Origin of the sequence: Micromonospora sp. CA-111912 (assembly GCF_050948415.1) — a bacterium.
GTDB lineage: Bacteria > Actinomycetota > Actinomycetes > Mycobacteriales > Micromonosporaceae > Micromonospora.
Window position 1 is genome coordinate 5,834,178 of sequence record NZ_CP192007.1, and the last position, 18,764, is coordinate 5,852,941.

The 18,764-nt window shown below is 73.8% G+C and carries 19 protein-coding genes and 1 pseudogene; 3 read left to right on the forward strand and 17 right to left on the reverse strand.

Annotated features, from left to right (window positions below):
- Nucleotides 1–79 precede the first annotated feature (79 nt).
- Both ACQPZO_RS24320 and ACQPZO_RS24325 read right to left on the reverse strand, forming a co-directional pair.
- On the reverse strand, nt 80–1,960 hold the full coding sequence (locus ACQPZO_RS24320; RefSeq protein ID WP_433344224.1) for an AMP-binding protein: 1,881 nt from the start codon (nt 1,958–1,960) through the stop codon (nt 80–82).
- 287 nt (nt 1,961–2,247) lie between these two features.
- A complete protein-coding gene (locus ACQPZO_RS24325; protein ID WP_433344226.1) occupies nt 2,248–2,805 on the reverse strand; it encodes a hypothetical protein in 558 nt (185 codons plus the stop codon).
- Between the two features lie 109 nt (nt 2,806–2,914).
- On the opposite strand from ACQPZO_RS24325, the gene ACQPZO_RS24330 reads away from it, so the two are divergent.
- Complete coding sequence (locus ACQPZO_RS24330) at nt 2,915–4,147, forward strand: GNAT family N-acetyltransferase (RefSeq protein ID WP_433344228.1); 1,233 nt, start codon at nt 2,915–2,917, stop codon at nt 4,145–4,147.
- Between the two features lie 78 nt (nt 4,148–4,225).
- Nucleotides 4,226–4,564, forward strand: a complete 339-nt coding sequence (locus ACQPZO_RS24335) for a hypothetical protein (protein ID WP_433344230.1) — start codon at nt 4,226–4,228, stop codon at nt 4,562–4,564.
- 4 nt (nt 4,565–4,568) lie between these two features.
- Here ACQPZO_RS24335 and ACQPZO_RS24340 read toward each other — a convergent pair whose 3' ends face one another.
- The 4 genes from ACQPZO_RS24340 to ACQPZO_RS24355 form a co-directional block, all read right to left on the reverse strand.
- A complete protein-coding gene (locus ACQPZO_RS24340; RefSeq protein ID WP_396669926.1) occupies nt 4,569–5,036 on the reverse strand; it encodes a ribose-5-phosphate isomerase in 468 nt (155 codons plus the stop codon).
- A gap of 111 nt (nt 5,037–5,147) precedes the next feature.
- Entirely contained in the window at nt 5,148–6,347 is a 1,200-nt protein-coding gene (locus ACQPZO_RS24345; protein ID WP_433344232.1) for a DUF1015 family protein, read from the reverse strand.
- Between the two features lie 11 nt (nt 6,348–6,358).
- Nucleotides 6,359–6,640, reverse strand: coding sequence for a hypothetical protein (locus tag ACQPZO_RS24350; protein ID WP_433344234.1), 282 nt, complete (start codon nt 6,638–6,640; stop codon nt 6,359–6,361).
- Nucleotides 6,641–6,918: 278 nt separating this feature from the next.
- Complete coding sequence (locus ACQPZO_RS24355) at nt 6,919–7,518, reverse strand: mycothiol-dependent nitroreductase Rv2466c family protein (protein ID WP_433351214.1); 600 nt, start codon at nt 7,516–7,518, stop codon at nt 6,919–6,921.
- A gap of 247 nt (nt 7,519–7,765) precedes the next feature.
- Here ACQPZO_RS24355 and pepN point away from each other — a divergent pair, with 247 nt between their 5' ends.
- Nucleotides 7,766–10,318: an aminopeptidase N gene (gene pepN / locus ACQPZO_RS24360; protein ID WP_433344236.1), complete on the forward strand. Its 2,553-nt coding sequence runs from the start codon at nt 7,766–7,768 to the stop codon at nt 10,316–10,318.
- Between the two features lie 252 nt (nt 10,319–10,570).
- On the opposite strand, the gene ACQPZO_RS24365 is transcribed toward pepN, so the two are convergent.
- From ACQPZO_RS24365 to ACQPZO_RS24415, 11 genes and pseudogenes are all read right to left on the reverse strand, one after another.
- Complete coding sequence (locus ACQPZO_RS24365) at nt 10,571–10,978, reverse strand: DUF5130 family protein (protein ID WP_350886217.1); 408 nt, start codon at nt 10,976–10,978, stop codon at nt 10,571–10,573.
- Nucleotides 10,965–11,267, reverse strand: a complete 303-nt coding sequence (gene ctaJ / locus ACQPZO_RS24370) for an aa3-type cytochrome oxidase subunit CtaJ (RefSeq protein ID WP_433344238.1) — start codon at nt 11,265–11,267, stop codon at nt 10,965–10,967. The genes ACQPZO_RS24365 and ctaJ overlap by 14 nt, the downstream gene beginning before the upstream one ends.
- A 54-nt stretch (nt 11,268–11,321) precedes the next feature.
- Nucleotides 11,322–11,564: pseudogene (locus ACQPZO_RS24375) on the reverse strand (amidase); the annotation flags it as partial.
- A gap of 92 nt (nt 11,565–11,656) precedes the next feature.
- Nucleotides 11,657–12,682: an amidohydrolase family protein gene (locus ACQPZO_RS24380; RefSeq protein WP_433344239.1), complete on the reverse strand. Its 1,026-nt coding sequence runs from the start codon at nt 12,680–12,682 to the stop codon at nt 11,657–11,659.
- On the reverse strand, nt 12,682–13,206 hold the full coding sequence (locus ACQPZO_RS24385) for a 3-hydroxyanthranilate 3,4-dioxygenase (RefSeq protein ID WP_433344241.1): 525 nt from the start codon (nt 13,204–13,206) through the stop codon (nt 12,682–12,684). Before ACQPZO_RS24385 ends, ACQPZO_RS24380 begins: the two co-directional genes overlap by 1 nt.
- Nucleotides 13,203–13,631 (reverse strand): RidA family protein, encoded by a 429-nt coding sequence (locus ACQPZO_RS24390; protein ID WP_405105272.1) that lies wholly within the window; start codon nt 13,629–13,631, stop codon nt 13,203–13,205. The genes ACQPZO_RS24385 and ACQPZO_RS24390 overlap by 4 nt, the downstream gene beginning before the upstream one ends.
- Entirely contained in the window at nt 13,628–14,401 is a 774-nt protein-coding gene (locus tag ACQPZO_RS24395) for a 2-keto-4-pentenoate hydratase (RefSeq protein WP_433344242.1), read from the reverse strand. The genes ACQPZO_RS24390 and ACQPZO_RS24395 overlap by 4 nt, the downstream gene beginning before the upstream one ends.
- Entirely contained in the window at nt 14,398–15,471 is a 1,074-nt protein-coding gene (dmpG, locus tag ACQPZO_RS24400; RefSeq protein ID WP_433344243.1) for a 4-hydroxy-2-oxovalerate aldolase, read from the reverse strand. Before dmpG ends, ACQPZO_RS24395 begins: the two co-directional genes overlap by 4 nt.
- Entirely contained in the window at nt 15,468–16,433 is a 966-nt protein-coding gene (locus ACQPZO_RS24405) for an acetaldehyde dehydrogenase (acetylating) (protein ID WP_433344245.1), read from the reverse strand. The genes dmpG and ACQPZO_RS24405 overlap by 4 nt, the downstream gene beginning before the upstream one ends.
- Nucleotides 16,430–17,224 carry a 2-keto-4-pentenoate hydratase gene (locus tag ACQPZO_RS24410; protein ID WP_433344247.1) on the reverse strand — a complete coding sequence of 265 codons (795 nt, stop codon included), beginning with the start codon at nt 17,222–17,224 and terminating at the stop codon, nt 16,430–16,432. The genes ACQPZO_RS24405 and ACQPZO_RS24410 overlap by 4 nt, the downstream gene beginning before the upstream one ends.
- 55 nt (nt 17,225–17,279) lie before the next feature.
- Entirely contained in the window at nt 17,280–18,761 is a 1,482-nt protein-coding gene (locus ACQPZO_RS24415) for a 2-hydroxymuconic semialdehyde dehydrogenase (protein WP_433351216.1), read from the reverse strand.
- Nucleotides 18,762–18,764: the final 3 nt, after the last annotated feature.

Genomic DNA, 18,764 nt, shown 5'->3' on the forward strand with positions numbered 1-18,764 from the left:
GACCCAGCCCGCCGGCCGGCGAAGCACCGCCCAGCCCCGACCGTCGGTGCGGTGCGGTGCGGTCGGGGCCGGGCGGGCGTCAGTCGGCGGCGGCCAGGTTCCGGAAGAAGCCGAGCGTGGCCGGGTCGTCGATGGTGGCCGGGACCGGCTCGTCGCGCCCCTCCACCAGGCCCCGCATCGTCCGACGCAGGATCTTGCCGGAGCGGGTCTTCGGCAGGGCCGGCACGACGGTGACCCGACGGAACGCGGCGACCGGGCCGATCCGCTCCCGCATCCGGGCGACCAGCTCGGCGGCGAGGACGCCCGGGTCCACCTCGACGCCGGCCTTGAGCACCACGTACCCGCTGGGCACCTGGCCCTTGAGCTGGTCCGCCACGCCGATGACGGCGCACTCGGCCACCGCCGGGTGGCCGGCCAGCACCTCCTCCATCGCCCCGGTGGAGAGCCGGTGCCCGGCCACGTTGATCACGTCGTCGGTGCGGCCCATCACGTACAGGTAGCCGTCGTCGTCGAACCGGCCGCCGTCGCCGGTCAGGTAGTAGCCGGGGAAGGTGCTCAGGTACGACCGGACGTAGCGCTCGTCGTCGCCCCAGAGGGTGGGCAGGCAGCCCGGGGGCAGCGGCAGCCTGATCACGATCGAGCCGTCGACGCCCGCCGGCACCAGCGCGCCCCGCGGGTCCACCACCCGCACGTCGTACCCGGGGACGGGCACCGACGGCGAGCCGGCCTTGATCGGCAGCGGCTCCAGCCCGCGCGGGTTCGCCGCCACCGGCCAGCCGGTCTCGGTCTGCCACCAGTTGTCCACCACGGGCACCCCGAGCCGCGCGCCGGCCCAGGCGAAGGTGTCCGGGTCGAGGCGCTCGCCGGCCAGGAACAGCGTCCGGAGGCTGGACAGGTCGTACCGGCCGATCCGTGTGCCGTCCGGGTCCTGCCGGCGGATCGCCCGGATCGCGGTGGGGGCGGTGAACAGGGCGGCGACCCGGTGCTGCGACACGACCCGCCAGAACGCGCCCGCGTCCGGGGTGCCGACCGGCTTGCCCTCGTAGAGCACCGTCGTCGCCCCGGCGAGCAGCGGGCCGTACACGATGTAGGAGTGGCCGACCACCCAGCCGACGTCGGAGGCGGCCCAGAACACGTCGCCGGGCCCGATGCCGAAGACGTTGGCCATCGACCAGCGCAGCGCCACCGCGTGGCCGCCGTTGTCCCGGACCACGCCCTTCGGCCGACCCGTCGTGCCGGACGTGTAGAGGACGTAGAGCGGGTCGGTGGCGGCGACCGGGACGCAGTCGGCCGGCTCGGCACCGTCGAGGGCCTCGTCCCAGGTCAGGTCCCGGCCGGGGGTGAGCGGCGCGGGATGCTGGGGGCGCTGCACGATGACGCAGCGCTCCGGGGCGTGCTCGGCCTCCGCCAGCGCCGCCTCGAGAATCGGGTGGTAGGGCACGATCCGGTCCACCTCGATCCCGCACGAGGTGGCGACCACCACCTTCGGCCGGGCGTCGTCGACGCGGACCGCCAGCTCGTGGGCGGCGAAGCCGCCGAACACCACGGAGTGCACCGCGCCGATCCGGGCGCAGGCCAGCATGGCGACCACCGCCTCGGGGACCATCGCCAGGTAGAGCAGCACCCGGTCGCCCCGGCCGACCCCGAGCCGGCGCAGGGCCCCGGCGAACCGGGCGGTCGCGTCGCACAGCTCGGCGTACGTGTACGTGCGGGTGGTGCCGGTGACCGGGCTGTCGTGGATCAGCGCAGGCTGGTCGCCGCGTCCCGCCGCCACGTGCCGGTCCAGTGCGTTGTGGCAGGTGTTCAGCTCCCCGTCGGGGAACCAGCGGTACAGCGGGGCCCGGCCGTCGTCGAGGATCCGCTCCGGCGGCCGGTGCCAGTCGATGTCCGCCGCCGCGTCCCGCCAGAAGGCGGTCGGGTCGGCGATGCTCCGCTCGTACGCTGCTCGATACGCACCCATCCCGCCATGGTGGTGCGTGCCACCCGGCCGGCACGACGGCCGGCCCGCTCCGGTGCGCCGGACGCACCTGCCGGGTCGCCGAACGGCGGACCGGACGGCCGACCCGGCGTTGTCAGCCGTCGGCGCCCGCCGCGGATTAAGGCGCTTGTGGCGGGTAAGCAGCGCCGCCTGGTGAGGAACGGCCGGCGTCGCGGCGGACCGCGACTCCGGCGCCCGGGCGGGCGGCTCCGCGCCGGCCCGCCCGGGCGCAGGACCACCGCACCGGTGCCGCCCCAGCCCGGCCGGGGTCAGTTGCCGGTGACCCAGTTCCAGGCGGAGACCACCCACTCGGTCTGCTGGAGGTAGGCGACCCCCAGGCCCACCAGGAAGACCGCCGTCACGATGTGGGCGCCCCGCGCGCTGCGCCGGACCCGCCCGAGCTGCCGCTCCCAGATCACCCGGCCGAGCAGCCGGGACAGCCCGAAGAGGCCGGCCGCGACCAGCAGGCTCAGCAGGAAGGTGAGCAGCGGCGCGCCGAGGTCGCCCCGCCCGGAGATGGCCCAGATGCCCCAGCAGACGAAGGCGAAGAGGCCCCCTGCGGCGCTCCACTCGCCGCCGACCCGCAACCGGGCCAGGTGCCAGCTCAACGGGCGGCGCGGCGCCGGCACGTCGCCGGACCAGAGCCCGTCGTGCCCGTCGTGCCCGCCCTGGTCGATCGTGGGGAAGGGTTCGGTACGTGGAGGGCGCGGCTGCCCCACGGAGGCCACCCCCCGGCGGAAGGCGTCGCGCTGTGGCGGCACCCCGACACCCGGTTGCGGCGACACCTCCACGGTCCGCTCCGCCCACGGCTGTGTCTGGTCTGCCATCTCGTGTCCTCCCCTGACGTCGGTGCCGGCACCGGCCGGCCCCACCTCCGAGGGTAACGAGCCGGCAAATCGGTCGCCTGCCCCGTGTGGCGTCCGATAGACACGGACGATGACGAACCCTCCACCGCCGATCCGGGTCGGCCGGCCCGACGACTTCGACGACCTGGCCCGCATGATCGAGATCACGTTCCACACCACCCTCGGCGAGGAGACCCGCGAGGCCGAACGGGGCATCTGGGAGCCACACCGGAGCCTGCTGATCCGGGACGGCGCGGAACTCGTGGCGCACGTCTCGGCGTTCACCCGGGAGCTGACCGTCCCGGGCGCCACGCTGCCGGCGGCCCACGTGACCATGGTCGGGGTGCTGCCGACCCACCGCCGCCGCGGCCTGCTCACCCGGCTCGTGCGCCAACAGTTGCGCGACATCCGGGACGCCGGCCGGGAGCCGGTGGCCGTGCTCTGGGCCAGCGAGGGCCGGATCTACCCCCGGTTCGGTTACGGCCTCGCCGCCCAGGAACTCTCCGTCGAGTGCTCCACCACCGAACTGCGGCTGCCCGCCCCGGCCGCCGCCGAGGGCCGGCTGCGCCTGGGCCGGCCGGTGGCACAGCAGGCCGACCTGGCCCGGCTGTACGACCGGCTGCGCGCCGACCGCCCTGGCTGGTCCGACCGGGACGACCAGTGGTGGCGGTACGTGCTGACGGACCCGGCCGACGAGCGTGCGGGCGCGACCGAGCGCCGGGTGATGCTGCACGAGGGCCCGGGCGGTGAGGTCGACGGGTACGCGCTGTGGCGCTCGCGCCGGGACTCCGACGCCGCCGGCCCGCGCGGCGTGACGATCGTCGAGGAGATGGTGGCCGCGAACCCGGCGGCCCGGCTGGCGCTGTGGCGGCTGCTGCTCTCGCTCGACCTGACCCGCCGGCTCTCCTACCGGGGGCCGGTGGACGACCCGTTGCTGCGCCTGGTCGACGAGCCGCGCCGGTTGGTGGCCCGGCTCTCCGACGCGCTCTGGGTGCGGGTGGTGGATGTGCCGGCCGCGCTGGCCGCCCGCCGGTACGCCGCCGACGTGGACGTCGTCGTCGAGGTCACCGACGAGTTGCTGCCGGAGAACTCGGGGCGCTGGCGGCTGACCGGCGGGCCGGACGACGCCCGGTGCGGGCCCACCGAACGGCCGGCCGACCTCGCCTGCGACGTGCGGGCGCTCGGCGAGCTGTACCTGGGCGGGACGGGGCTGGCGGCGCTGGCCGACGCCGGGCGGGTCCACGAGCGGCGTCCCGGCGCGCTGGCCGCCGCCGGGCCCGCCTTCGCCTGGCACCGGGCCCCGGCGGGAATGGGCATCTTCTGACCGCCCCCGCCACCGCCCCGCCGGCCGGGCCTTGACGTGGGGCGGGCGCGGCGGCGGCGCGGGCGGTACGGTCGGCTGATGGTTGACGGGGATCGACGGCGACGCCGGCTGAGGCACCACTCCGACGCCGAGGTTCCCACGGCGCCCACTGCCGGGGTGCAGGACGTGGTCGAGCCGCCCCGCCGCCGGGGCGGCCCGGCCGGCGAGGAACGCGACGGCGAGCGGGGCCTGCGCAGCCTGGTCGGGCCCGGTGCCTCCCAGGTGGGGCCCCTGGCGGCGCTACGGGCCCGGGACGCGGCCCGACCGACCGAGGAGGACCTGGCCGAGGCGGAGGCCCGGATGGTCGTCGTCCGGCGCAACTGGATGCCCCGCGAGGACCTGCCCCGCCCCGGGCCGCTGACCCGGCCGGGCCGCTGACGGGTCAGGGCAGGTCGGGCAGCTCCCGGCTCTGCTCGTACGCGGCGACCTGGTCGATCCGGCGGGCGTGGCGGGGGTTGCCGGAGAACGAGGTGGTGAGGAACGCCTCGACGATGGCGGTGGCCTCGTCCAGGGTGTGCTGACGGGCGCCGACGGCCACCACGTTGGCGTCGTTGTGCTCCCGGCCGAGCTGGGCGGTGTCGATGTTCCAGGCCAACGCCGCCCGGACGCCCGCGACCTTGTTGGCGGCGATCTGCTCGCCGTTGCCCGAGCCGCCGATGACCACGCCGAGGCTGCCGGGGTCGGCGACCACCCGGGCACCGGTGTGCAGGCAGAACGCCGGGTAGTCGTCGTCCGGATCGAAGGCGTGCGGGCCGACGTCGACCAGCTCGTACCCCTGCTTGGCGAGGTGGCCGGCCAGGTGCACCTTCAGCTCGAAACCGGCGTGGTCGGATCCCAGATAGACGCGCATACCGCGCAGTCTGTCAGGCCGTCGTCCGCGCCGCCGAGCGGGCGGCGGCGCGGAGCCGGCTTCGTCACAGAAGGGCTGGTCAACCGGGTCGTCGACCGGCGTGTCGCGCGCTCAGCGGGACAGTTCGGCCACCACCAGGCCGCCGCGGGCCTTCGGGGTGAACCAGGTGCTCTTGCGCGGCATCTTCTCCCGGGCCAGGTTGACCGCGACGAAGTCGTCCACGGTCACCGGGGCGATCAGCACCGCCAGCTCGGCCCGGCCCGCCTCGACCTCGCCGGTCAGCCAGCTCGCCGGGTAGTCCCCGCCGACGTAGGTGATCCGCTTGTCGCCCGGGTCGAGGCCGAGCGCGTCGCGCATCAGCACCCGCTCCACCAGCGCGTGGTCGAGGTTCTCCAGCCGGCCGCCGTCGACGTGCGGCAGTCGCACCGCGTACCCCTGGTCGGCCAGCCGGAGCGCGACGGTGCCGCCGGCCGTCGGAACCTCGACCGGACCGTCGATTCCGGTGACCTCGGCGCCCGCCGCGCGGAGCCGGTCGACCAGCTCCGCCGGGGTGACGGTCAGCTCGCTGACCAGCCGGTTGTACGGCTGGATCGCGACCGACGCGGGGGTGGTCACCACGGCCAGGAAGCGGGGCAGGCCGCCGGTCTGGGCGGCGAGGCTGCGGTGGTTGCCGTCGGCGACCACCAGCTCGCCGCCGCCGGCCAGGGCGGCCAGCGCGTCCTGCTCGGGGCCGGGGCCGAGCAGCCACACGGCGTGCGTGCGCCCGGACTGGTCGGTGTCGGTCGCGGCGGGCGCCCCGGCCGAATCGGTCGCCGCCGCGAGCGCGGCGTGCAGCTCGTCGCCCCGGCCGGTCTGGAGCAGCAGTACGGGCGAGAGCAGGTGCCCGAGCGCCTCGGCGAGGGCGACCCGCTCGCGGACCTTGGCGATGAAGACGTCCTCGTTGCGGATGACCAGGCCCGGCTCGTCGGCGCTCGTGGAGATCTGGTCGGTGTCGACCATGGCGAACAGCCCGTAGGCGGTCTCCTCCCCCGGCGCGCTGATCCGGTAGAGGACCACCACCTGCTCGGCCGGGGTGTAGCTGCCGTCGGCCTTGGCCTCGGCGAGGCGGGCCGCCGCGTCGGGAAGCGCGTCGAGGAAGGACTTCCCCAGGGTTTCCGGTGCCCGGTGCGGCATCTCGATGCCGAGGGCACTGTGCGGGTTCGCCTCGATGATCGCGGTGATCTCCGCGTCGTCGGCGAACTCGTCGTAGTTCTGCGCGCCGGTGCCGCCAGTGGTGATCCAGGCCCGGGCGATCGGATGTACGACCGTCATGTCCGCTGACGCTACCGCCGGCCGGTCACGCCCCGCAGCGGGCCCCGCACCTCGTCCACCAGTTGAAAGGAGGTGGCCGGTGCGACGGACCGGCCCGGCGTGCCGGGGGGCGGGGTCAGCCGGGAGGTGGCCGCCACCCGGGCGACGCCGACCACGATCGGCGGGGCCAGCAGGTCGACCATCTCGGCCGGCAGCGTCGGCCGGACCGCCGGCCAGCCGGCGTCCGCCACGGACCAGTACGCCGCACCGGGATCCCCGGTCGCGTCGTCGGACGTACAGCGGTGCTTACCCATCGGATGCCTCCACGAGCTGCCGGGCGCGGCCCTGCGGGCCGTTGGCGGGACATCCGGTGGAACGACCCCCGCACCACCCGGTGACGCCCCCACGGCGCGCCGCCCACCGGCCCCGTCCATCGCAGGCCCTCGCCCACCGCCCGGCCCGTCTCGCCCATCGCCCGGCCACCGCAGGCCCCGCCCGCCGCCGGCCCTGTCGGAGCCCGGGCCGACGGCGGGCGGAGCGGCGTAAGAAGGGAACCTTCGCTAACCCTGAGCCGTTGAGCAGGTGCCCCTTTTCACTCGAAGGTCGGGGCGGCGTCGCGGAAGCGCTTCAGCTCATAGAAGCCGGGCGTCCCGGCGACCAGCAGGACGCCGTCCCAGAGCCGGCCGGCGGCCTCGCCCTTGGGCCGTGGGGTGACCACCGGGCCGAAGAAGGCCACCGGGTCGCCGTCCGGGCCGGGGGCGTGGATGACCGGGGTGCCCACGTCGGCGCCGACCGGCCGCATCCCAGCCTCGTGGCTGGCCCGCAGGGCCTCGTCGTACGCGGTGCTCTCGGCCGCCGCGGCCAGCTCCGGGTCCAGCCCGGCATCGGTCAGCGCCGCCGCGAACAGCTCCCGGCCCAGCTCCTCCTTGCCGAGGTGGATCCGGGTGCCCATGGCGGTGTACAGAGCACTGACGGCGTCCGGGCCGTGCTGCTGCTCGACCGCGATGCAGACCCGCACCGGGCCCCAGCCGCTCTGCAACATCTGCTGGTACCGCTCGGGCACGTCGCGCCCCTCGTTGAGCACCGACAGGCTCATCACGTGGAAGCGGACGTCCACGTCACGGACCTGCTCCACCTCCAGCAGCCAACGGGAGGTGATCCACGCCCACGGACACATCGGGTCGAACCACATGCCGACAGTGACTCGATCGGTCACGGTGAGGTTCCCTTCGCAACGGCAGGGCCGGGGGGCCGACCCTTTGTCCCTTGATCCTCCACCCTGGCCGGCGTTGACCGGTACCGGAATGAGAGCGTGACGTCGCCCACCGCGATGCGCCCGCCCATGGAAGACTCGGTTCCGACCGACTGTCACGAACGGGCGGTGGGCTGGCGCCGCAGCGGCGCACGCGAGAGCGGGATGGAGACGAACAGTGCCGGGAGTGCGCAACCTGACCCAGGTCGAGGCCACCGAGCGGGCCCGCCTGCTCGAGGTCACCGGGTACGACATCAGTCTGGACCTGTCGACCGCCGTCCAGGCCGCCGACGCCCGGACCTTCCGGTCGGTGACCGAGGTCCGGTTCCGCTGCGCCGAACCGGGCACATCCACCTTCATCGAGGCGGCCGCCGAGGCGGTGCGCTCGGCGACGCTCAACGGCGTCCCGGTCGACGTCTCCGGCTGGTCGGCGGACAGCGGGCTGGCGCTGACCGGGCTGGCCGAGGAGAACACCCTCGTGGTGGAGGCCGACTTCGCGTACTCGAACAGCGGGCAGGGGCTGCACCGCACGGTCGACCCGGTCGACGGGGAGACCTACCTCTACAGCCAGTTCGAGACGGCGGACGCCCAGAAGGTCTTCGCCTGCTTCGACCAGCCCGATCTGAAGAGCGTCTACACCTGGCACGCCACCGTCCCGGAGCACTGGCGGGTGGTGTCCAACATGCCGGTCGAGCGCGAGGTGCCGGCCGGCGAGGGGCTCAAGACCGTCCACTTCGTTCCGTCGGCCCGGATGAGCACCTACATCACCGCGCTCTGCGCCGGCCCGTACCACGAGGTGCGGGACAGCCACGACGGCATCGACCTGGGGGTCTACTGCCGGGCCTCGATGGCGCAGTACCTCGACTCGGACGATCTGTTCCTCGTCACCAAGCAGGGCTTCGACTTCTTCCACCAGCAGTTCGGCGTGCGCTACCCGCTGCCGAAGTACGACCAGCTCTGGGTGCCGGACTTCAACGCCGGCGCGATGGAGAACTTCGGCTGCGTCACCCACGCCGAGGGGCACTACCTCTTCCGCTCCCAGGTCACCGACTTCGAGTACGAGCAGCGGGCCAACACGATCCTGCACGAGCTGGCCCACATGTGGTTCGGCGACCTGGTCACCATGCGCTGGTGGAACGACCTGTGGCTGAACGAGTCGTTCGCCGAGTGGGCCAGCCACTGGTGCAACGCCAACGCCACCCGCTTCTCCGACGCCTGGACGACCTTCCTGTCCATCCGGAAGAACTGGGGTTACCGGCAGGACCAGCTCTCCTCCACCCACCCGGTGTACTGCGAGATGCCGGACCTGGAGGCGGTCGAGGTCAACTTCGACGGCATCACGTACGCCAAGGGCGCGAGCGTGCTCAAGCAGCTCGTCGCGTACGTCGGCGAGGAGCCGTTCCTGGCCGGGCTGCGGGCGTACTTCGGCAAGCACGCCTGGGGCAACGCCACCTTCGACGACCTGCTGTCGGAGCTTGAGGCGGCCTCCGGCCGGGAGCTGCGCAAGTTCGCCGCGCAGTGGCTGGAGACCGCACAGGTCAACACCCTGCGTCCCGAGGTGACGATCGACGCCGACGGCAGCTATCAGCGGGTGGTGGTGCGGCAGGAGGCGCCGGCCGGGTACCCGACGCTGCGCACCCACCGCATCGGCGTGGGCCTGTACGACCTGACCGACGGCCGGCTCGTCCGCCGGGAGCGGATCGAGATCGACGTGACCGGCGAGCTGACCGAGCTGACCGACCTGCACGGCGTGCCGGCGGCGGACGTGCTGCTGCTCAACGACGACGACCTGACGTACGCGAAGCTGCGGCTGGACGAGCGGTCGATGGCCACGGTGGTGCAGCACATCGCCGGCTTCGAGTCGTCGCTGTCGCGCGCCCTGTGCTGGATGGCCGCGTGGGACATGGTCCGCGACGCCGAGCTGTCGGCCCGCGACTACGTGGCGCTGGTGCTGGCCGGGCTGCCCGCGGAGACCGACATCAACCTGGTCACCGCCACCCTCCGCCAGGCGACCTCCGCGCTGGTCTACTACGCCGACCCGGCTTGGGCGCCGACCGGCTGGGCCGAGCTGCACCGGACGGCGAAGGCCACGCTGGCCGCCGCCGAGCCGGGCAGCGGGTTCCAGCTCGCCTGGGCCCGCGCCGTCGCCTCGGCGACCCGCTCCGACGAGGGCCTGGCGACGCTGCGGGGCTGGCTGGCCGGCAACGACGTGCCGGCCGGGCTGGCCGTCGACACCGAGCTGCGCTGGACGATCCTCCAGCAGCTGGTGGCCAACGGGGCCGCCGGCGCCGAGGAGATCGAAACCGAGCTGGCCGGCGACCGGACCGCCAGCGGCGAGCGGGAGGCCGCGCAGGCGCACGCGCTGGTGCCGACGGAGAAGAACAAGGCCGCCGTCTGGGCCCAGCTCACCGGCCCCGACGCGCTGCCGAACTGGCGCAACCGGGCGCTGTTGCAGGGCTTCGCCCCGTCCGTGCAGGCGGAGCTGGTCGCCCCGTACCGGGACAAGTACTTCGCCGTGGTGGACCAGGTCTGGGCGCAGCGGGACAGCGAGCCGGCGCAGGAGTTCGTCCAGCTGGCGTACCCGGACCAGCCGGTCTCGGAGGATACCGTCGCGGCCACCGACGCGTGGCTGGCCGCCGCCGACGGGCAGCCGGCGTCGCTGCGCCGGTTGGTCGCCGAGGGCCGCGACGCCGTCGTCCGCGCGCTGAGGGCCCGCGACCGGGACGCCCGCAGCGCCTGAGGCGAGTGGCACCCGGCCCGGGGCCGGCGCGGGCGAACGGCCCCGCCGGCCCCGGGCCGTTATGGTTTCGCGGAAAGGTGGGGTCGCCCGGCAGCCGACGGCACGACCGGTTCACGAGGGTCGGCTCACCCCTCGAACGCACTGACACCCGGCCCGCAGTCGCGGACCGGGTGTCGTCGTCGTGCGGGCGGGTCGCTCCGGCGCAGGCGTCGTCCCTGCCGCTCGGGCCCTTGCGGCCCCTGGGGGCTGGTCTCAGCCCTTGCCGGCGTGGCTGGCGAGCTGGTCGAGGCCGTTGATGATGCCGCCGGCCAGGTCGCCGCCGCCGAAGGCCGCCACCATGGAGAGGGCGGCCAGCTTGGCGTACGTGTCGGGGATGCGCTTGCGGGCGTGCCGGCCGGTGACGACCTCCAGCTTGCGCTGGTTGGGCGACACCGCGATCAGGACCGACCGGTCGGGGTCGGCGAGCTGCCGGTGCAGCCGCTGGGCGTGCTCGCGGATCGGCTCGTCGAGGCCGCCGACGTAGACCGAGAAGACCAGCCCGGTCCCCTGGTCGGCCAGGCGGAGCGCCTCGTCGATGCGCAGCAGCTGACGGGTCGAGAACGGCCCGTCGAGCACCTCGGGCGGTGTTTCCGTGCCGGCCTGGATCTCACCAACGGTCACTTGCGCCTCCGGTTCCCCCGGCCGGCGCCTCGATGCCGGCCTTCTCAAGCTTGTGGCTGGTCAGCGCCGGTGCCTGCGCACCTGCGGCCAGCACGGTGCCGGCCGAGTCGGCCAGCTGCTCCGGGCGGCCCAGGAACCAGACCGGAGTGAAGTCGAAGGGCCGGCCCGGCCGGTAGCGCTTGACGGCGGCGCCCTTGCCCGGGCCGCCGGCGAATGCCAGCGCGGCGATCACCAGCACCACGGCCGCCGGGATGCCGACGAAGATCAGCAACGTCTCGGTAACAGACAATCCCAACGCCCCCAGGCGGAAAGAGAGACCAGGACTTCCGGGTCGGTTGGACGATCATGACATCGGCCGCCCGACTCCGCTCGTATTCACGTTAGCGGAGTCGACGGCCCGCCAGATTGCGGGGTGGCGATCCCACCCGCAACTGGCGTGCTCAAGCTGCCCGGCAGTCCCAATCAGGGTGCCGTCGGCACCGTACCGGCCGGGGAGCGGGACACCCACCGGCAGGCCCTCGGCGGTGCGGCCGGGCGGCAGGAAGACCGACGGTTCGCCCGTGACGTTCGACACGGCGCAGTACGGCAGCTCAGCCACTCCGCCATCCTGCCCTGTCCGGTGCCCGGCCGCCCGTCGCCGCCCCGACACGGCAGGCGGCGGGTCACCTCAGGGTGGCCTTATATACCCGACATGCCGAGGAAGCGCAGGGCGTTGGCGGAGAGCAGTTTGTCGCGCTGGGCCGCGGTGAGGAACTCCGCCGCGCGGACCACCTGCCCGGCCGGGCGCTCCCCCAGCGGGTACGGGTAGTCGCTGCCGACCAGCACCCGGTCCTCGCCCATGGTGTCCACCAGCAGCCGCAGCGCCGCCGGTTCGAACACCACCGAGTCCACGCAGAACCGGTCGACGTACGCGCTGGGCGGTGCGGCGGACGCGCCCCGGACCAGGTCGCCCCGGCGGTGCCAGGCGTTGTCGGCGCGGCCCAGCCAGAACGGGAAGCTCCCGCCGCCGTGCGCGAAGCAGAGCCGCAGCGACTCCGGCACCCGGTCGAACACGCCGCCGAGGATCAGCGCCAGCACCGACAGGTGCGTCTCGGCGGGCATCCCGGTCAGCCAGCGGGCCATCCACCGGTCCAGCCGGGGCCCGCCCGGCATGTCCCACGGGTGCACGAACACCGGCGCGCCGACCTCCGCGCAGTGCTGGAGGAAGGTGACCACTCCCTCGTCGTCGAGGTCCCGGTCGCCGACGTGGTTGCCGATCTCCACCCCGACGTGCCCGGCCGCGAGGCAGCGGTCCAGCTCGGCGCAGGCCGCGTCCGGGTCCTGCAACGGCACCTGGCAGAACGGCACCAGCCGGTCGCCGCCAGCGGCGGTGACCTCCAGGGTGAGGTCGTTGAAGATCCGGGCCACCTTCACCGCCTGGTCGGCGGGGCGGTCGTAGCTGAAGAAGACCGGGGTCGGGGACACCACCTGAACGTCGACCCCGTCGGCGGCCATGTCGGCCAGCCGGGTCGGCGCGTCCCAGCACTGCGCGCCGACCGGCCGGAACTCCGTCTCCCCCACCATGATCATGGCGGCCCGCTCGGAGTCGATCCGCAGCCAGGGCCAGCCGGACCCGCCGCACGCCGCGCCGAGGTCCGGCCACCCCTTCGGTACGACGTGTGTGTGCACGTCGACCACCGGGAGCCGCCCGGCGGGCACCCCCATCAGCCCTTGCCCGGGTGCAGCGCGCCGCACTCGCCGCAGGTGCGGGCGGCCTCGTCGGCGTAGAACGCGCCGAACACCGGGGGCAGGTCGGCGGCGATGTCGCGGACCTGCAACTCCACCTCGTGCACCTTGTGCCCGCACTCCGGGCAGTACCACTGGAACTTCTCCAGCGTGCCCTTCTCGCGGACCCGCTCCACCACCACGCCGATCGAGCCGACCTCGGGGCGCTGCGGCGAGTGCGGGGTGTCACGCGGCAGCATCCACATCTGGCCCTCGCGCACGTGCACCGTACGCGGCCCCTGCGGGGTCATGAGGTTGACGTGCATGTTGCCCTTGACCTGGTAGAAGAACTCCTCGTACGGGTCGACGTGGAAATCGGTGCGTTGGTTCGGCCCGCCCACCACCATCACGATGAAGTCGTCGGAGCCGGGGAACATCTCCCGGTTGCCCACCGGCGGCTTCAGCAGGTGCTGGTTCTCGGCGACCCACCCGGGGAAGCTGAACGGCTCAGCGATCTCACTCACGACTGACCTCCCGACGGAAGAAGCGCCACGGCTTGCATCTCGATGAGCAGGTGCGGGTGCGGAAGCTGGTGCACGGCCACGGTCGTCCGGGTCGGCCCCGTGGCGTCGAAGAACTCCGCCCACACCTCGTTGTAGCCACCGAAGTCGTTCATGTTGACCAGGTACGACGTCACCTGCACGAGATCGGGCAGGTCCGCGCCGACCGACCGCAGCAGGTCCCGGACGTTCCCGATCACGGCCCGGGTCTGCGCCCGGACGTCGAGGTCGGTCGTGCCGAACTCGTCCACCGACACGCCCGCGAAGGTGTTGTCCGGCCGCCGGGACGACGTACCGGACACGAAGACGAATCCGCCGGCGACCTTGACGTGCGGAAACGCCCCGCGCGGCACGGCCTTGCCGGCGACCACGCGCGCCTCGCCGCTCACGACGACGCCCGCAGCGACGCGGCGCCGAGCTTCTCCACGACGGCGCGGACGTGCGCGCCGGGGCGCAGGGGCACGGCGGCGGTGGCGGCCCCGGCGAGGAAGACCCAGCCCGACCGCAGTCGCACCCCGTGCCGCCCGGCGAGGCGGAGTCCCTCGTCCAGGGTCCGGCGGGGGTCGCCGAGGATCGCGGCGGTCGAGCCGACCTGGACGACGCGTCCGTCGATCTCGAGGAGCACGCCGAGGTTGTCCAGCCCGTCCGGCACCGGTGACCAGGCTCCGATGGCGAACGCGGCGGCGGAGGCGTTGTCGGCGATGACGTCGGGCAGGGAGAAGGTGAAGTTGGCGTACCGGGAGTCGATCAGTTCGATCGCCGGGGCGACCGCCCGCACCGCGTCGGCGAACGCCCCGACCGGCTCGCCCGGCTCGGGCAGCCGGTCCAGCAGGAACGCCACCTCCGGCTCGACCCGGGGGTGGATGAACGTGGCCGGGTCGACCGTGCCGCCGTCGGGGACCCGCATCGCATCGGTGAGCCGGCCCCAGATCACCTCGTCCACGCCGACCTGGGCCATCTTCGCCCGGCTGGTCAGCCCCATCTTCAGCCCGACGAGGCGCTCGCCCCGGTCCAGCCGGCGCTGCACCAGCGCGGTCTGCACCGCGTACGCGCCGTCGGAGTCCAGGCCGGTCTCGGCGGCGAGCTGCGCGATCGCGGTGGCCGTGTCGGCCGCCGCCCCCAGCCTGCCGGCGACGCCCGCGGTGTCCACCCCGATCACGCGATCTCCTCCTGTCCACGCCGACCCGCGAGGTCCAACGCCACATCCACGATCATGTCCTCCTGACCACCGACCATCCGCCGCCGCCCCAGCTCCACCAGGATCGAGCGCACGTCCACCCCGTACTTCGCCGAGGCGCGCTCGGCGTGCCGCAGGAAGCTCGAGTACACCCCGGCGTAGCCGAGGGACAGCGTCTCCCGGTCCACCCGCACCGGCCGGTCCTGCATCGGCCGGACCAGGTCGTCGGCGGCGTCCATCAGGGCGAACACGTCACAGCCGTGCTTCCAACCGTGCAGCTCGGCGACCGCGACGAACACCTCCAACGGGGCGTTGCCGGCCCCCGCGCCCATCCCCGCCAGCGACGCGTCCACCCGCACCGTGCGCCCGTGCGGGGCGTCCGGCCCGGCCGGAGCGCCGCCGGCGACCCGGCCGTGTTCCACGGCGACCACGCTGTTGGCCACCCCGAGCGACAGGTTGTGATGCGCGTGGATACCGATCTGCGTCTGCGCCGACAGCACCTGCCGGTATGCGTCGACCCGCTGCGCCACGTCCGACATCAACAACCGGCCACCCGAGTCGGTGACGTAGACGCAGTGCGCCCCGTACGACTCCATCAGCGCGGCCTGCGCGGCCAACCCGGCCGGGTCGGTCATGTGCGACATCATCAGGAAGCCGGACACGTCCATGTCGTTCTCCCGTGCCCAGGAGATGTGCTGGGCGGAGATGTCCGCCTCGGTGCAGTGGGTGGCGATCCGGACGCTGGTCACCCCGAGCGCCTTCGCCGCCCTCAGGTCGGCGATGGTGCCGATCCCCGGCAGCAGCAGGGTGGTCAGCCGCGCGGTGGTCAGCACCTCGGCCGCGGCGGAGATCCAGTCGGCGTCGCTGGCCGCGCCGTGGCCGTAGTTGACGCTGGACCCGGCCAGCCCGTCGCCGTGCGCCACCTCGATCGCCGCCACCCCGGCCGCGTCCAACGCCGCCGCGATCGCGCGCACCTGGTCGACGGTGTACCGGTGGGCGACGGCGTGCATCCCGTCGCGCAACGTCACGTCCTGCACGTACAGGTCGGTCATGCGGTCACCGCCTTCCGGAGGGCGATCAGCCGCTCGGCGGTGCGCAGCGCGGCCGAGGTCATGATGTCCAGGTTCCCGGCGTACGCGGGCAGGTGGTGCCCGGCACCGGACACCTCCAGGAACACCGACACCTGCAATCCGGTGAGGTGCCGCCCGAGAGCCGGCACGTACGTGTCGACCGGGTCGAACTGCACGTCCTGCTTGAGCCGGTAGCCGGGGACGTACTCCTGCACGGTCGCCACCATTTCCGCCACCGATCCGGCGATCGCGGCCCGGTCGGCGTCGGCGTCCGGGCACAGGCAGTAGACGGTGTCCCGCATCATCAGCGGCGGATCGGCCGGGTTCAGCACGATGATCGCCTTACCGCGCCCCGCGCCACCGACCACCTCGATCGCCCGCGCGGTCGTCTCGGTGAACTCGTCGATGTTCGCCCGGGTCCCCGGCCCCGCCGACTTCGAGGCGATCGAGGCGACGATCTCCCCGTACGCCACCGGCGTGACCCGGCCGACGGCGGCCACGATCGGCACGGTCGCCTGCCCACCGCAGGTCACCATGTTCACGTTCGGTTCGTGCAGGTGCTCGTCCAGGTTGACCGGCGGCACCACGTACGGGCCGATCGCCGCCGGGGTCAGGTCGACCACGGTCCGGCCGAGAGCGCGGAGCACCTCGTCGTGCCGCTGGTGCGCGCCGGCCGACGTCGCGTCGAAGACCAACTCCACGTCCGCGAACTCGGGCAGCGCGACGAGCCCGTCGACGCCCTCGGCCGTGGTGGCCACGCCGAGTCGGCGGGCCCGGGCCAGCCCGTCGGAGTCCGGGTCGATGCCGGCCATCGCCACCATCCGCAGGCTCCCCGGGGAGGCCGAGGAACGCGACCCGTCGGGACCGCCGCCGCGCCGCAGCACCTTGATCATCAGGTCGGTGCCGATGTTGCCCGACCCGAGCACCGCCACGCCGGTACTCATGAGGGTTCCCTTCCGAAACTGGTACGAACCGAGCCGAGCCCGGAGATCCGCGCCTCGTAGGCCGCGCCGGGCGTCACCGGCACCACCGGGCCGAGCGACCCGGAGAGCACCAGGTCCCCCGCCCGCAGCGGGTCACCGGCGCGCACGAGCGTGCCGACGAGCCACTCGAGGGCGTTCAGCGGGTTGCCCATGCAGGCCGCCCCGGCGCCGACCGAGACCGGCTCCCCGGCGTGTTCGAGGACCATCCCGCACAGCCGCAGGTCCACGTCGGCCAGCCGGCGGGGCGTGGTGCCGAGCACGAACAGGCCGCTGGAGGCGTTGTCGGCGACGGTGTCCACGATGGAGATGTCCCAGCCGGCGATCCGGGAGTCGACGATCTCGATCGCCGGCAGCACGTGGTCGACCGCGCGGATCAGGTCGACGGCGGTGATCCGCTCGTCGGTCAGGTCCCGGCCGAGCACGAAGGCGACCTCGGCCTCCACCTTCGGCTGGAGCAGCCGGCCGAACGGCACCTCGACGCCGTCCCCGACCGCCATCGTGTCGGTCAGCAGCCCGAAGTCCGGCTGGTGCACGCCGAGGCTCTCCCGGGCCGCCCGGGAGGTCAGCCCGATCTTCGCGCCCACCCGGCGCTCGCCGCGGCCCTGCCAGGCCCGCGTCTGGAGCTGCTGCACCCGGTACGCGGACTCGACGTCCCCCTCCGGCAGCAGCCGGCCCCGCAGTGGTGGGCAGGGCTTCCCGCTGCTGCGGGCCTCGGCCAGCTCACGGTTGGCCGCCTCGATGTCGACACTCATGCCCGCTCCTCGGTGCGCTCGCTCACGACGCCGTGCATTCTGCCCGCCGCGCCGCTCAAGAGAGGTCCACGCAGACGTTGGTCAGTTCGGAGTAGAAGCCCAGGGAGTGCACGCCGCCCTCCCGGCCGATGCCGGACGCCTTCACCCCGCCGAACGGGGTGCGCAGGTCCCGCAGGAACCACGTGTTGACCCAGACGATCCCGGCGTCCAGCCGTGCCCCCGACCGGTGCGCCCGGCCCACGTCGCGGGTCCACACCGTCGCGGCGAGCCCGTACTCGGTGCCGTTGGCCAGCGCGTACGCCTCCTCCTCGACGTCGAACGGGGCGACGTGCACCACCGGGCCGAAGATCTCCTCCCGGTTGGTCCGGGCGTCCGGGCCGAGCCCGGTGAGCACGGTGGGCCGCACGTACGCGCCACCGTCGCGGGCGTCACCGAACGTGGGCCGGCCGCCCCCGGCACGTACCTGCGCGCCCTCGGCGCGGGCCAGGTCGTGGTAGCCGAGCACCTTCCTGCGGTGCTGCTGCGAGATCAACGGCATGTTCACCGTCGCCTCGTCCGCCGGCCACCCGTACGGCAGCGCGTCGGCCGCCTTCGCCAACCGCTCGACGAACTCGTCGAAGACCGGCCGCTGCACATAGATCCGCTCCGTGCACAGGCACACCTGGCCGCCGTTGGTGAAACTCGACCGCACCGAGCCCGCGACCGCCGCGTCCAGATCGGCGTCTGCGAAGACCAGGCCCGCGTTCTTCCCACCCAGCTCGAACGAGACCGCCTTCACCCCGTCCGCCGCCGCCCGCATGATCGCCCCACCGGTCGACGACTCGCCGGTGAACGTGATCGCGTCCACCCCCGGATGCCGGGTCAGGAACTCCCCCGCCGAGTCCGGGCCGAACCCGTGCACCAGGTTGAACACCCCGTCGGGCACCCCGGCGGCGGCCATCACCTCGGCCAGCACCGTCGCCGACGCCGGCGTCTCCTCACTCGGCTTCACCACCACCGCGTTGCCGCACGCCAGCGCCGGCGCGACCTTCCACGTCAGCAACAGCAACGGCAGGTTCCACGGCACCACCACCGCGACCACACCCACCGGCTTGCGGACGGCGTAGTTCAACGCCCGCCCGCCGGACGGGGTGACCGTGGTGAACGACTCCGTCGGCGCGGTCGCCACGATCTCCGCGAACGCCCGGAAGTTCGCCGCCCCGCGCGGGATGTCCAGGGTTCGGGCCTGCGAGACGGACTTGCCGGTGTCGGCCACCTCGGCGGTGACCAGGTCGTCGAAGCGGCGCTCCAACTCGTCGGCGACCCGGCGCAGCACCTCGGCGCGCTCCCGCTCACCCATCCGGCCCCACGGCCCGCGCAGCGCCGCCCGAGCGGCGGCCACCGCGTCGTCCACCGTCGAACGGCCCGCCTCCACCACCTCGAACACCGGCTCCCCGGTCACCGGGCTGCGCTTGGTGAACCGCCGCCCGGCGTCGACGAACTCGCCGCCGACGAAGTGGCGCAGCAGCCCCGGCTCCCGGTTCGCCCGCCCAGCCATCAG